This window comes from Sulfurifustis variabilis (genome assembly GCF_002355415.1).
GTDB lineage: Bacteria > Pseudomonadota > Gammaproteobacteria > Acidiferrobacterales > Sulfurifustaceae > Sulfurifustis > Sulfurifustis variabilis.
Genome location: NZ_AP014936.1, coordinates 2,118,814 through 2,133,409 on the forward strand (window position 1 = coordinate 2,118,814; position 14,596 = coordinate 2,133,409).

A 14,596-nucleotide genomic window follows, 5' to 3' on the forward strand; every position below is an offset into this window, starting at 1 on the left:
GTACATATAACAAGGACCCCGGTTTGGAGAATCGAGCAGTCAGCCATAGGGAAAACACGAAGGAGAAGACGACGATGGCGATCGCTCGTATCAGGATACGATTCCCCGGGTCGGCTCCTCCAGCGCGTGGATCGTGCTACAGGACCCGTTCATTTGCTCAGCAACTTTTCGTAAACGCGCATCGTGTCGTCGATCACTTTTCCCACGCCGAATTCCGCCTCCGCAATATGTCGGCTGTACCGGCCCATGTTTTCGGCTCGTACGCGGTCTTGCAAGAGGTCCGAAAAGGCTGCCGCAAGCGCATCACTGTCACGCACGCGGACAAGCAGTCCGTTCGCCTCGTGCCGCACAACCTCCCGGCAGCCGGGGACGTCAGCCGCGATGAGCGGGCGACCACACGCTGCCGCCTCGATGAGCACCTTGGGCAACCCTTCGCGATAAGAAGGCAGGCACACTAGATAGGCTCGCGAAAGCACCTCGGGCATGTCGGTACGCCTCCCCCACCACTCGACGATTCCCGCTCGTTGCCATTCGTCCAGCTGTTCTCGAGCGACCGATCGCGGGTTACCGCGCTCCGGCTCGCCGACCAGAACAAATCGCGCGGCGACTCCCGCGGCGTGCACCCGCATCGCCGCTCGAACGAACTCGCCCACGCCTTTGTCCCAGACCATGCGAGACGCAAGCATGACCACCGGAACGCCCTGCGGCAACGGCGTTGGTATAAACGATTGCAGATCAAGCCCGGAACCGCGTATCAGAACCGCGCTTCGCGCGTCCGTCAGACCTGCTTCGGTGAAAGACCGAAGGTCATCCTCGTTCTGGAATATGACGCCGGAGTTGGGATGCCGCAGTGCTTGCCTGTAAATCCACTTCACGATTGCACGTCGCACCCGCCCGAACCCGCTTGAGTCGATGAAGACAGTGCCCAGTCCCGGAATGGCGCTGACAACTGCCCGCTGACGCGTAAGGCGAGCTGCGATGCCACCGTACAACACGGGCTTGATGGTCACATTGTGTACAATGTCGGGTCGAAGCCGCCTGAGCAGACGAATCATGGCGACGAGGCTGCGTGCTTCGCGCCAGGGATTCGTTCGCCATCGGTGAATGTCGATCGCGTGAAAATGAAAACCTTCCGCGACGATTCGTCCCGATGTGGCATCAGCTGGCGTCGCGACATGCACCTCCATGCCAGCCATTCTTGCCGCCACGGCCAACGGCAGCCTGTGTGACAGAAAGAACCCCGCATCGTTCACGATGTAGAGGAGTTTCCCCTTGAGCCGATAATTCAGTACACCGGCGGGCTGCAGCACAGAGCCATCGATGGGTGAGCGTGCCATCACCTTCACGATGCGTTTGCAGCAAGCGATGCGTGGCCGATGGAATGTAAACGCTCCGCGTCCAGCCATCCCTGAAACATCAACACATCCCAGAGAGGGTATTGCCAGTTCCGACGACCGGAAAGATGTTCCTCCCACCTTCGGCGTATGGGGATGTGGTCGAAGAAGCCGTCTTGCCTGATTCGAGCTTCGTCGAGCATTGCCTCGCCCCACTCTCGCAGCGGTCCCCGCAGCCAGCTGTCGATCGGCACTCCGAAACCCATCTTCGGCCGATCGACAAGATGTGGAGGCACGTATCGATAGAGCACTTGGCGCAACAACCATTTGCCCTGCCCTTTCCGGATCTTCAACTCCAAAGGCAATGACCAGGCAAACTCGACTACGCGAGGGTCGAGCAACGGCACTCGCGACTCGAGGCTGACACCCATGCTGGCCCGATCGATCTTCACCAAGATATCGTCCGGGAGATAGCTGACCGAATCCAGGAACATCATCCGCTCGGTGTAGTCGCCCAGATCCGCCCATCGCTCGGGATCTGTCAAGGCCGTCGGAGGCTCCGCAGCGTTCAAAACGACACGCGCCGGATCGTCCCAGTGAGACACCAGGTTCCGGTAAATTTCCTCCGGCCCTGGTGCGCGGAGAATCTCGGCGAGCTTGTAGATTCCCTCGCCGAAGAGACGCGGACGCAGTATCGACGGAATGGCTCGCGCCACGCCGGCAAAGAGCCGGTCCCATGTGCGGGGCGACCAACACGTCAGACCGAGCGCGGCCATGCGCCTGAGAAGGTGCGGCGCCCGCCGCACCCGTTCCCAAATCGTTCGGGCCAGGAAATATCGATTGTAGCCGGCAAAAAGCTCATCACCGCCGTCCCCCGAGAGACTGACCGTCACCGAACGACGCGCCAGTCGCGCAACCAAACTGGTGGGAATCTGCGACGCGTCGGAAAACGGTTCGTCGTACAGCGATGGCAGGTGAGGGATGACGGCGAGGGCGTCCCCCGGCGTTACGTACCACTCGGTGTGGTCTGTCCCGAGATGAGCCGCGACTGTCTTTGCGTGTTTCGCCTCGTCGTAATTCTGATCTTCGAACCCGATTGTGAACGTCTTCACCGGGCGTTCGCTTTGCGCCTGCATCAGGGCGACAACCGTGCTCGAATCGATGCCGCCCGAGAGGAAGGCGCCGAGAGGCACGTCCGCCACCATCTGCCCGCGTATTGCCTGCCGCAGAAGCCGGTCGAGGCCTTCCGTCGCTTCTTCCGCCGAGCCGCGAAAACGATGAACCTGCGATTGCCCGGCCAGCCCCCGCAGCGACCAGTAGTGAGAGCGCTCCTCATTTGATCCGGAATCGACACGAAGCACCATGCCTGGCTCCAGCTTGCGGATTCCCTTATAGATCGAGTACGGCGCAGGGATATAGTTGTGGCGAAGCAGCAGAGCGAGAGCATCGCGATCGATGATGAGACGACCACCAGCGTAAGCTCGCAGTGCTTTGAGCTCGGACCCGAAAAGCAGGGTGCCGTCGACCCAGCCATAGTAGAGCGGCTTCTCGCCAAGCCGATCGCGGGCCAGGTAGAGCGACCGCTCCTGGCGATCCCAGATCGCCATGGCGAACATTCCGATGCTTCGTTTCAGCGCGTTAAGTAGACCCCACTCCTCCACCGCGGCCAGAAGCACCTCGGTATCGGAGTGTCCCCGGAACTGGTGGCCGCAACCGAGTAACTCCCGGCGCAGCTCGCCGAAGTTGTAGATTTCGCCGTTGAACGTGATGACCCTGCGCCCACTTTCCGAGACCATAGGTTGGTGGCCATTCGGGGAGAGGTCGATGATGGATAGCCGGCGGTGTCCCAAGGCAATCCCGGTTGCAGGGTCGATCCACGTGCCCGAACCGTCAGGCCCCCGATGACGAAGTACGCTCGTCATCGCCAGCACGGATGTCTTCAGGCCGTCGGCCGTGCTGTCCGCTGCCGGCCGGTAAAGTCCCGCTATACCGCACATCTGTTCAAGCGTTCCTTTGACAGGATTCTCTCGTAGACATCCTCGTATCGTCCCACCACCACACCCAGCTCATACCGCTCCGCTATCCGCCGCCGTGCCGCTACTCCCAATCGTTTGCGGCCCTCGGCCCCTGCTTCGATCAGTGCGCCGATAGCCTTCGCGAGCGCCTCGGGATCCCGTGCGGGCGCGACCTGGCCCGTCTCGCCTACGGTCTCCGCCGAATCACCGACATCCGTAACGGCGCACGGCACACCGCACGCCATTGCTTCGCCCACCGTATTGGAAAATCCTTCGCCCGTGGAGGCAGAAACCGCGATATCGAACCCGGGAGTGATTTTCTCGATGTCGCCGCGCGGTCCGAGCAGATGGCACTTCTCCCTGATTCCCGCGTCGGTGATCCACGCGAGCAATCGAGCGTTGCTCCGGACCACCTCCGTACCGCACAGGACGAAGTGAACGTCGGGGAAGCGCAGGGCAATCAGACCCGCGGCACGGAGGAATGTGTCATGTCCTTTTTGTGGATCGAAACGCGCCACCAAACCGACGACAACGGATCCCACCGGAATACCGAGCTCCGCCCTCAAACAGTCCTTGGCGCCCGGATCGGGCTTGAGTTGCTCTAAGTCGAATCCATTCGGAATCACCTCGATACTCGGGTCGTAGCCTATGTCCACGTGCAAGCGCCTTGCCTCGACAGAGCACGCAAGGATCGCGGTCGGAATCCACCGCGACAGACGCCCGCAAAGACGCGCGATCCAGACCGTAGAACGCTTGCACGAACGCGGATCGAAGCTGCTTTGCCGAATGCCCCACACGACCGGAATCCGCCCCGCGATTGCGCCGACGACCCCACCAAGCAGGTCAGCGTGATACATCCACGTCTGTATAAGACCGACCCGATTTGCGCGCAGCAGTGCGGCAAGGCGGATGACGCCCGGGACCGCCGAAAAGGCACTCCTGATATGCAGCGCGAACACCGGAATGCCCAGCGCTCTGATCCGATCGCCGATCGGACCAACGCTTGTCAGGGAAATAACGACGGGGTCGAACCGCGTCCGGTCGCAGCGCGACAGCAGTTTGAACAAAGCCGTCTCTGCGCCGCCCACATCCAGACCGGTGATCACGTGAGCGATCTTGCTCGTCACCGTGCCGCCGAGCGCAAAGACGAGTGGTTTCGAAGAGCGAGCGCCGTCATCTCCCAAAAGAAGTGAAACTGGATCCAGGCGATGATAAACGTCAACTGCACGCGATGCCGAGGTCCCTGAAGCTCCGGAACGATGGCGTAGAACAACAGCATCAGCGTGAGGACCAGGAGATTGAACCGAGCGCCCGCGGCGCGCGCCCACAGGGCGATCGCCCCGATGACCATGGGAACGAACAACAGCCAGTGGAGCACGGAAGGGATCAGCAGAAAGGAGTACTCGTCCTCGATGCTCCAGGGTTGCGGCGTCAGCGGGGCCCGGAAGATCCCCGACATGACGGCAGCCGGCTGAATGTACTGCAGGGCCGACCAATCCAGCGGCAGCAGCAGGAAGGCGGCGCCGGCCAGCGCCGCATAGAGGTACTTACGGCGAAATTGCGCTTCCAGCAGCATCCAAACGACGAAGGCGCCAACCAGGAAGAACGGAACGTAGTATCTCACCCACGTGAGGACGAACAGTCCGGCTGCCGCGCCAAGGACCGGCAACAGGCGCACCCGGTTGCGAATGATCAGCAGGAAGTAGACCGTGGGCACGATAAGCGCCATGACCAGGACCTCCTTCAAGTTCACGAGGGACGACCAAACAAGGAGGTCCCAATGCAGGAGGAAAAACACGACCGCGCCCCGACGGTATCCTTCGGGGAAACCCAGTTCGCCGAAAATCCGGAAAAGTACGGCGCCGATAACGAACGTCAGGAGGACGTTCAGGAAGACCGGAGAATAGTAGTGCTCTCCAAGAAGCGATTGGGAGAGGAGGTTCCACCAGGCGTAAAGGACATGTCGGCCTTGGGCCAGCTCGGTCAGCTTGGCGCGCCCTCCGTCCTCCACGAGAGCCGACAGCGGACTGTAATCGCGCCTCAACTCCTCCCCATGTGCCTGATAGCTCAGGTCGTCGAAAAACGTCCAACTGCCATCGAAAAACCACGCGAAGTACACCAGCGGGATCCCGACTTTGACGATCGCTATGGGGATGGCGACGGCGGTTGAAACCTGTCGAGCAATCAGGAAGAAACCTAACGCTCCGACTGCGGTAGCGGCGAGGAGAAGCTCCGAGGTCAGGCCCGTACTCATGTGAGCGGTCGAGTGTCCGACGGCAGTGGCGACCGTGGTGCGACGAGTTCCGTGAGCGCCTCCGCCGTCCGATCGACTAAATGCTCGTGCGTATAACACTGAGAGACGCGCTCCCGGCACTGCATTCCCAGACGTGCGCCATCGCGCGCGATACGTCCCAACATCGTTTCCCAGGCTGCGCACATGCTCTCCGGGTCCGCGCTAGCCGCCACTTCGCCAGTGTTTCCCACCAGTCGTTCAGCGTCGCCAACCGCAGTGGTGACACAAGGTGTGCCGCACGCCATGCCTTCTCCCAGGACGTTCGGGAAACCCTCGGAGAGCGAGGAACAGCAGAGTATGTCGAGCGCATTGTACACGGCGGGCATGTCTTGCCCGGCCGCTAACCACGAAATCCTGTTGCCGATTCCGAGTCGGCGAGCGAGCGCCTGCAGCTCATTCCGAACGCTCTCCGAACCGTCGCCCACGCATAGAAAACGAGCGTTCTCGTGCGTATTGGCGAGACGCGAGGCGGCGTGCAGGAACAGCGAATGACCCTTTACCGGATCCAGGCGCGCCACCAGACCGATGAGTCTTTCGTCCGCGCCCACTTTCAGCAGGGCGCGCATGCGGGTTCGTGCGCTGTGGTCCGGGGCAAAACACCGCGTGTCGATTCCATTCGGTATGACGATCGTCTTGCCGCTCGGATAGCCGGATTTCAGACAATCTCGTTTTCCCGCCTCGGAGTTCACGATAATCAGATCAGCCCTCCTCGCAAAAAATGCAGAGGCACGCTCGGTAAGTCCGATGAGCCAGTCGTAGGCGTCGAGCGGCAGCTTCGATGCACGGACGCCCCAGACGACGTTGAGCGACGGCATCAAGGTGCCGATGATTCCAGACAGGATATTGCACACGGTCAGGTAACTGTGCAGCACGTCCGGCCGCTCCCTTCGCAGCCAACGCCACAGTTTGAAGACGACACGCCCGGTTTGAAGACGGTTGCGCTTTTCGACCGAGTAAACCTCGATGCCGGCCTGTCGAAGCTCCTCCTCCAGAACCCCGCCTGGATACATGACCGCTACTGATATTTGCCAGCCTCGACTCGCCAATCCCGTCGCCAGATTGACGAGCTGGCGCTCCGCGCCGCCGAGGCCAAGCGAGCGAATGAGGAAACAGATCTTCAACGAAGTTCGTATACCTGCTCGTTACATCCCTGCCGGCGGCCGCGCGTCACGAGGTATTGCAAAGGAAGTGCGAGAAATTGAAGATTCGGGCCCCTGACGCTGTTCTCATCGTCTAGCGGCCGTTCCGCTCGAAGGACGCTGCCCTCGCCCTGAGTCCGTCGAAAGCAGAACGAGTTCTCCGAAGGAAACGCTGGCTGCGACATCTTCGCGGCTCACTCGTGGTGTGCTGCCGGCGCGGACTTTTTGTCCTGGGCCCGAACGGGTGCTTCGTTGTTTCTCAGGAAAACGAACTCGTTGCATCCGAGACCTTGCCGCGTGACCAGTTTGCTAAGCGTAAAACCCTGTTCGCGATAGAAGTCGAACACCGCTTCCGGCGTGGCGTACTCATAGGGCCAGCCTCCGATCCAGTCCACCACGTCGTGCCACGGCGACATGCCACGCTGGCGCTTGTACTCTCGCCACGAAAAGAAGGGGCGCCCCCGGAACAGGTCCAGGAGCGTTTGCGGTCCCCAGCCACGGGCAAGAACGTAGGCCAGAAGAAACGGCCTCGACCAGGATATCTCGTTGTAGGCCTTCTTCAACCTCCGCCACCATCGGCTCTTGTAACCCTGGTCGTTGTAGATCGCGATGAACAGTTTTCCTCCGGGTCTGACGAGCGATATCACGTTCGTCATTGCCTGCCACATGGCGCCCGTATGATGAAGCACGCCCCAGGAGTATACGACGTCGAACTGACCCAGCGATTTCAGATAATCATCGTTCAAAACCGATCCTTCATGAACGACCCAGTTCCCGTCGCCGGGAAAGTAACGACGCTTCATCTCCGCTGTGCAGGCGACCGACTTCGGGTCGTAATCGAACGAATGCACCCGGGCCCCGAGCCGGCGTGCCGCCAGCGAGAACAACCCGCTTCCAGAGCCGACATCGATGAATGAGAGGCCGGCCAAATCGTCGACCGAGAGCAGCTCCCGAAGGGATTCCTCGGCATGTCGTATACGGTCGTCGTTAAGGACGGCGAGGAAATGCGCCCAGTTCTTGCCGAATTCAAAGCGCTGCCCGGCGGTGACTTCATCTGCATGTACACCCATTATCAAGCTCCCCGGAAGAAAATTGCGTCGTGACGTTTCACTTTGTCGGAGTTCGATTAGTTCTCATCGTCGGCCGGGCCCGGTCAAGAACGGGCGCTTCGGGCTTGCCTGGGTCGATTCCCTGCAGCACCATCAATTCCCGGAACGGTCCGTTTTCCCGCGACAAATCGCTCCACGTTCCTTTCTGCACGATCCTGCCTTCTTCGAGCACGAGTATGTTGTCGGCAATCTCGGTCGTCTTCACCTTGTGAGCGATCATCAGGATCGCACAGCGTCCCTTGATCTCCCGCAACGCTTCCTGAACGACGGCCTCGGCGTGGCTGTCCAACGCGCTGGTTGCCTCGTCAAGGATGAGCAGCCAGGGGTCGCGGTACAGTGCGCGGGCGAGCGCAATGCGTTGGCGCTGCCCTCCCGACAGCATGCCCCCCTTTTCCCCGATCAACGTATCCATCCCCGAGGGCAGATTCGCGATGAATTCCCATGCATGCGCCAGCCTGGCCGCACGTTCCGCCTTTGATCGGTCTACCTCCGGCTCTCCCCACGCGATGTTGTCGATCACGGTACCGTAAAAGAGCGGGCTCTCCTGCAGGACGAGACCGATTCGGTCACGCCAGAAATCAGTGTCGATTCGCGACAGGTCGATGCCGTTCACTTTTACCGAACCTCTCGTAGGTGCAAGCAGTCCGCTTACCAGATCGACAATCGTGCTCTTGCCGCTGCCTGATCGACCTACGATGGCTACACATTCGCCGCGGCCAATTTTGAGATCGACTGAAGTCAGTGCCGCCGACTCCCGTCCGGAATAGACCAACTCGACTGCACTTAGCCTAATCTCGGAAAGCTCCTGGATTCTTTCCGTTCCGGAATGACGTTCCTCCGCCGTTCGGGCCTCTTCCAGCCGTTTGTGCCACGAGTGGAACCACGGCAAGTAGACCGCTGCCTGGAAGAAGCAATCCTGTACTTTCAGCAATTGTGGGGCGAGCCGGTAGAAAACCGCTAGAAAGATGAGCGCGAGCGCCGTCGAATGGCCGCGCAAGAGTAGTACAACAGCGAGAAAAGCCGCGATGAAGACAATCGCACCCGCCTCAAAACCGAATCGCATCAACACGCTGAGAATCTGGCTTCGGAAAAATGTGCGTCCATACCGCCCCGATAATTCCCGTGTCTGGCGCTCGGCCAATCGCGATCGACCAGCTGCTCTGAAAAATTTTAGATTACCAAATATGTTGTTCACTTCATTGCCGATACTTGTCATCATCTGCGACAGCTCGCGTGCATGGCGCCGCGAGCCTCTCGATGCCAGGTAATAGGCGCCCAGACCGAAGAGGCCGAACAGCAGTGTCATCAAGGTCATCGGCACCGAGATCGCGAACGCGATCCCCAAGTAACAGAGCGCCGCGATAATCGCACCCAGACCCAAGAGGAACGAATGCGTGCCGGCACCCATCTGCACGCCCTCAATCAGCATCGCCTTACTAATGTCTCCGACCTGGAGCGCGACGTAGCGCGACCACTGCATTCGTAGCAGGGTGTTGGCCATTTGCACTCTCGCCGATTCCTCGACTCGTGTTCGTATCCGCAGCATCTTGGTATCGCCGAACAGCCGGAAAAGGGCGGTTGTGACGCCGAGCAGAGCAAAGACGCTTAGGCCAAGCGGAACGATGTAGCTATCCGGAAGGGAGAACCATACAACCAAATGCTGCAGGTAGCCGCTGGTCTCCGGCCGCGAGCTAGCCGAGAGAGTGGCACTCAGCGCTGGCATCAGGGCGATCAAAGCCAGCCCCTCCAGCACGCTCGCAATTCCCAACAGGAGAACAGCGAACGAGGCTGTAACTCTATGCCCTTCCAGAATCTTCCAGTAGTCCTTGAACATCCGCTTTGCCCGACCGTCTGATCACTGAGTGCAGCAGTTCCTCCCACTGGGACAAAATTCGCGCCTCGCTATAAAGACGAGAGACCTCCTTTGCCTGCTGCCCTAGTCTGTGTCTTTTCCCCTCGTCTTTCATCAACGTCAGCATCCTGTCCCGCAAAGCGTCTGTATCGCCGGCGGGTGCAAGAAAGCCGTTGACTCCGTCCTGGATAATTTCTGCCGGCCCGGAAGGGCAATCGAAACTGACCACAGCTAGCCCGCATGACATTGCTTCGCAAAGCGCGTTCGGAAATCCTTCGTATCGGGAGGAAAGCACAAAAAGATCTGCGTGCATCAAGATGCTTTGCGGTTCCGCTACAGTCCCGACGAAATGAACCCGATTCCCGAGCCTGTATCTAGAAGCCCGTTCGGTCAATTCGGCTCGCCGGCCGCCTTCTCCCACGATGGTGAGATGCCAGTCGGGAGCTTGTTTGGCGAGTAATCCAAACGCATCGATCAGGCAATCGAAACCCTTCTCCGCCGAGAGTCTTCCCACAGCGACAACATTGAAGGGGCCGAACCAGGGAGGCCTCGATCCCGAGTCCAAGGGCGACGAACGCACGGGATTGGATATTGTCGCGACCTGCCATCTTGGCCGTACAGTTTCGGCCCACTTGGCCACCGATCGCGTCTGAACTACGACCGCAGCGGCAGTCGGATAATAAATCCGCCTCAACGTACTCCACCGCAACCCTATGCGGTGACGTCTCGGATCAGTGCGTTCAGCGACGATGACCGGGATCGAGGTCGACTTCAAGGACATCAGGACGCTGATATTCAGTGTATCGATGAAACTGACGACCGCCTCGGGCTTCGTATCCTGAATCGCGGTCCCCAGCGCCCGATTCCTACTCTGTACGCAGCGCCAGCCATGCCAGCGACAAGGAAGCGCCGCCTCAGACGGCGCCTTGACGCGTGTGACCCCCGCCGGGACACGATAGAAATCGGGGATGTCGGGCCGTACCGTTAAAAGCATTATCGAGTGACCAGCGGCCGCCAACGCCCCACCGAGCCAGACGATGTTTCGCTCCGCACCGCCACCACCAAGGGAACCGCTGACGAGCGTTATCCGCACGCGTCGATCAAGCACCCGATTGCGACGCTCGCTCGAGGCACGTCTTCAACCCGTCCTTTTGACCGGGGACGACAAGATCCCCTTTTGCAGGCGTTCCAGACACAGCTCGGCCGCTCTGTCTGCTGAGAAATGGCGCTCTACGTACTGCCTGGAACGTCTTCCGACTCGCTCCCGCTCGGCCGGATCTCCGACCAGCCGGATGAGCTGAACAGCGACCTCTTCCGGGGTCTCCGCCTGGCAAATAGGTGAAGGCTCTCCGACGAACTGTTCCATGATTTCCGGCCGTCCGTTAGCGATGACGGGCCGACCCATGGCCATCGCGTCCAACCCGGCCATACCAACCACGCTCTTCCCCATCTGCTCAAAGACGATGTCCGCTTGCCGGAACTCGTACCACACGTCCGCCTGTGACATCTCGTCCAGCCAGGTGACTTGGTCGCTCAGGCCCTCGTCCTCGGCCAGCCGAATAGATTCAGCCACATGCAAGCCCTTCTTGACGAGGCGTATTTCCAGTCTGACACCGGTCTGTCGATGAAAGCGGGCCAAGCCCTTGATCATCACGTCCGACCCCTTGTAGTCCAACTCGCATGTGCCCGGACGAATCGGCTTCATCCACGAGAGTCGGGTAGCGCAGAAGATGCGCGGAGGATCATTGTTGGCGGGATGCTCGAACGGAATCCTCTCCAGTTCGGTCATCATGAAGAACACACGCTGAGCAGGCGAGACACCGATTTCGGACAGCAGCGCATCGCCCGACGGGGCCAAGCCTGGTGCAAAATAGTTGACGGTATAGGCCGCCCGGATTCCGGCACGCTGCGCCTTGATCAGCTTTCCGATGATGTACCGGGCCATTTGTCGACGCAGGGGACCGAGATGTTCGAAGCTCGGGTCGAAGAAAGTCTCCCGCGCCCGAATGTTTCCGTAGACCTCGAGGTCAGCGCCTGTCAGGAGAACGACGGCCGGCCGCCGGACCAGGGGTAAAAGGGCCGGACCATTCTGGTTAAGAATGACCGCGTCGCACTTCCGGAGCAGTTCGACAACCATTCGGCGTTTGGCCGTCGGCAACACATAGTCGCGCGCCTCAAAATTCCCTACATCCCGGATCCATTGGGGATACGGTTGTCGCAGGTCGGGGTACCGGTTCTCCGGCCGGTCGAGTTGTGTCCGGTTGGCAACGATGAAAGTGACATCGTGCCCCAGACGCCGAACAGCGCGGGCCAGCATGAACGGGTAATTGTTGGCGTTGCCAAGGAACCCGATTTTCATCCCACCGCCACTGCATCGGGTGACCTGCTTTTAAGAAACTCTCTCGCGTTCGGACCGGTATTAGCAATCAGGTCGAGAACGGTCACGTTTCCGACGAACGGCCCCCACAGCTGCGGATATTCCGCATAGTCGTAGCTTTTGAATTCCAAACGGATCCGATGCGCCTGGAATGCCGCTTCATCCAGGTAATCTTTTGCGCTTGGCCCCGAGAGATACGTCGACGCACCGACTGCCTGCAGCAAATTGATAAGGCGCTCAGTCTTACGACCTGCTGCCCCGTACTCGCGCGAGGTAACGATGGGTGTTTCTATGCGCAAATACGAGCAGATTCCGCGAATCAAACGAACGTTGAGGGCGCTGATCCCGGTGTCCCCGGCAGCGATCGCCTCCTCCCACAGCCGCTGTGCAGCGGCAAAGAAAGGCGCCGGCCCGAGCGCCTCTTTGAGCGAGCGGCGGTGCGCATCCTGCCACGGCTTCTCGGTCCGGCCGATCGCCACTTCGTCGATCGCGAGCCCCGTCGATTTCGCCGCGATTGGTACCGTCAGCCACCTGAGGCCGTTCTTCGTCTTGAGTTGATTCCGATTGCGCCAGCTGCGACCGACCGGGTACTGGACGTCGTCAAAGACCACGAAGAGGTCGACGCTGTCGATGAAATCGAAGAAGCCGCGCCACGGAACGTAACTCGACTGGATAATACCGACCCGCATCTACAGGACCCATCCCCGTAGCACCCCGATGTGGCTGTTCATGCGGCTACCGGCTTGCGGCGAGCGATAAAAAGTTTCCGCGTCATCTGCTGACCGAGCGCATAATCTGGATTTTTAATCACGAGGTCCGTGATGGCGCGGTTCACGCCTTCGTAGTGGGAAAAGGCGTCGTCGAAACAGACCCACCCGCCCGGCACCAAGAACCTCTCCACGTTCCGGATGTCCCGGCACACGGCCTCGTAACTGTGATCGCCATCGATAAAAGCGACCCGACACCGGAAACCGGGTGGCGCTTGATCGGCGAAGGTCTCCGAGTTACCCCTAAACGCCTCGACCCGCTCCTGCAGTCCCTGCCTGCGAATGGTGTCGCTGAAAACGTCGAAGACGCTGTCGTACCGCGCGTAGATCGGGGCGATGTCCCGCTCGAACGGCTCTTTCCAGACCGTCTGTTCCTGGTAGCCGCCGTAGGTTTTCCCTGCAATCGCTACCCGGAAGGAGTAGCTGCCGTCCGGATTCTGCTTCCAGTCGGTTTTTCCAGGAAAGAGATCGACGCACATGACTCGTGCTTCCCCAGAAAGGCGCGCCGCAAAGCCGAGTACCGCACTCGATCGGCCGCACCAAGAACCGATCTCGAGTATGTCGCCAGGAAGGTCCGACGTCAGACAGACGAGATTGAACAAGGTGTACAACTGATCGATCGGTGTCCATCCCGGGACGCCGCGGACCATGTCCTCGATTTGGTTGATAATCGGTACTGTCTCCCCTTTCATGCCCACACCTATTTGCCCTTACACATGAACTCTTCGACCATGTCCGCATAGCTGCGCCCTTCACCTGGCCAACGAGTCGTTGCCCAGTCGGGGCATTGTCCGCAAAACCGATGATTTGTGAAATCGTTGGCGACATGCGCTCTTCGTAGGGCACGATAAACTTCGCCTTGCCATGTTTCGCGTATTGTCGTGATGCGGTAATCGGCGACGGCCGAGCCATGAAACCAATCCTGCGGGCAAAACGCCAATTCGCCGCGAGGATTCAGAGTGATTCGCTCCCACGGATACAGACAGGGATATCGCGGAACACGGGCATTCCTTGCCCTCATCAGCTCGGCCGCTCCATCCACCGCGCCTGCCGCCGAATGGAGGCGCCGGATCACCACGTAGTTCGCTCCTTCGTTCTTCCAGAAGGACTCGAAGTCAGCGGTTTCCGCCCGATTCTGCGGCTGCTCCACGTAGCTGACAACAACCTTGGTCGGCGCTGCCGACTCCTTCACCCACCTGATCAGGCGCTGAACGTTCGCCCGCGTCACGTTGAGGTCGCCGTTCACGCGTACTTTCGCGTAGGTCTCCGGCTTGAAGGCATCGATGCTGATATCGATCATGTGGACGCCGGCTTCGAGCAGCCGTCGGGTCCGTTTCTCGTTCATGATCGTTCCGTTCGTCGTCAACGTCACAAATACGCCCGAGTTGCGAACGGCGTGCTCGATCATGTCGTACCCTTTCGGGTGAATGAGTGGTTCGCCTTCGCTGGTATAGCGGATGTACTGCGTGAGCCCCTGTCCGTGCTGACGGACTTCCTCGACCATCTTTGCGTTCAACTCCGGCTCCAGGTAGCGCGCGCCGTAGTGTTTCGACTTCTTGAACTCCGGATGCGGGCAGTGCACGCAGGCGAGATTACAGACTTCCGTGATGTCGACGATGATCTGCGAGGGAAACTCGGCTTTCAGCCGCCCGTAGAAATCATAACGGCTGTCTTCTTGCTGGCTCTTTTTTCGCGCTGTATCCATATCGC

Annotated in this window: 12 protein-coding genes; all 12 read right to left on the reverse strand. The window is 59.8% G+C overall.

From position 1 onward, the window contains the following. Nucleotides 1-149: 149 nt before the first annotated feature. The 12 genes from SVA_RS10015 to SVA_RS10070 all read right to left on the reverse strand — a co-directional run bounded on the left by SVA_RS10015 (nucleotide 150) and on the right by SVA_RS10070 (nucleotide 14,591). On the reverse strand, nucleotides 150-1,337 hold the full coding sequence (locus tag SVA_RS10015) for a glycosyltransferase family 4 protein (RefSeq protein WP_096462911.1): 1,188 nt from the start codon (nucleotides 1,335-1,337) through the stop codon (nucleotides 150-152). A 5-nt stretch (nucleotides 1,338-1,342) separates the two neighbouring features. Then, complete coding sequence (gene asnB / locus SVA_RS10020; protein ID WP_096461084.1) at nucleotides 1,343-3,331, reverse strand: asparagine synthase (glutamine-hydrolyzing); 1,989 nt, start codon at nucleotides 3,329-3,331, stop codon at nucleotides 1,343-1,345. Then, the gene (locus SVA_RS10025; RefSeq protein ID WP_169924050.1) at nucleotides 3,319-4,476 is read right to left on the reverse strand and encodes a glycosyltransferase family 4 protein; all 1,158 of its coding nucleotides are present in this window, start codon (nucleotides 4,474-4,476) and stop codon (nucleotides 3,319-3,321) included. The genes asnB and SVA_RS10025 overlap by 13 nt, the downstream gene beginning before the upstream one ends. Continuing rightward, nucleotides 4,473-5,603, reverse strand: a complete 1,131-nt coding sequence (locus SVA_RS19795) for a hypothetical protein (RefSeq protein WP_169924051.1) — start codon at nucleotides 5,601-5,603, stop codon at nucleotides 4,473-4,475. The genes SVA_RS10025 and SVA_RS19795 overlap by 4 nt, the downstream gene beginning before the upstream one ends. Continuing rightward, nucleotides 5,600-6,763 (reverse strand): glycosyltransferase, encoded by a 1,164-nt coding sequence (locus SVA_RS10035; RefSeq protein ID WP_096461087.1) that lies wholly within the window; start codon nucleotides 6,761-6,763, stop codon nucleotides 5,600-5,602. Before SVA_RS10035 ends, SVA_RS19795 begins: the two co-directional genes overlap by 4 nt. A gap of 212 nt (nucleotides 6,764-6,975) precedes the next feature. Beyond that, nucleotides 6,976-7,851, reverse strand: a complete 876-nt coding sequence (locus SVA_RS10040; protein ID WP_096461088.1) for a class I SAM-dependent methyltransferase — start codon at nucleotides 7,849-7,851, stop codon at nucleotides 6,976-6,978. 37 nt (nucleotides 7,852-7,888) lie between these two features. Beyond that, nucleotides 7,889-9,724 (reverse strand): ABC transporter ATP-binding protein, encoded by a 1,836-nt coding sequence (locus SVA_RS10045; protein ID WP_096461089.1) that lies wholly within the window; start codon nucleotides 9,722-9,724, stop codon nucleotides 7,889-7,891. After that, nucleotides 9,687-10,850 carry a glycosyltransferase family 4 protein gene (locus SVA_RS20420; protein ID WP_148665441.1) on the reverse strand — a complete coding sequence of 388 codons (1,164 nt, stop codon included), beginning with the start codon at nucleotides 10,848-10,850 and terminating at the stop codon, nucleotides 9,687-9,689. Before SVA_RS20420 ends, SVA_RS10045 begins: the two co-directional genes overlap by 38 nt. Nucleotides 10,851-10,880: 30 nt before the next feature. Further along, complete coding sequence (locus tag SVA_RS10055; protein WP_096461091.1) at nucleotides 10,881-12,101, reverse strand: glycosyltransferase family 4 protein; 1,221 nt, start codon at nucleotides 12,099-12,101, stop codon at nucleotides 10,881-10,883. After that, entirely contained in the window at nucleotides 12,098-12,808 is a 711-nt protein-coding gene (locus SVA_RS10060) for a WbqC family protein (RefSeq protein WP_096461092.1), read from the reverse strand. Before SVA_RS10060 ends, SVA_RS10055 begins: the two co-directional genes overlap by 4 nt. Nucleotides 12,809-12,846: 38 nt before the next feature. Continuing rightward, entirely contained in the window at nucleotides 12,847-13,578 is a 732-nt protein-coding gene (locus SVA_RS10065; RefSeq protein WP_148665442.1) for a class I SAM-dependent methyltransferase, read from the reverse strand. Nucleotides 13,579-13,586: 8 nt separating this feature from the next. Next, on the reverse strand, nucleotides 13,587-14,591 hold the full coding sequence (locus tag SVA_RS10070) for a radical SAM/SPASM domain-containing protein (protein WP_096461094.1): 1,005 nt from the start codon (nucleotides 14,589-14,591) through the stop codon (nucleotides 13,587-13,589). Nucleotides 14,592-14,596 lie beyond the last annotated feature (5 nt).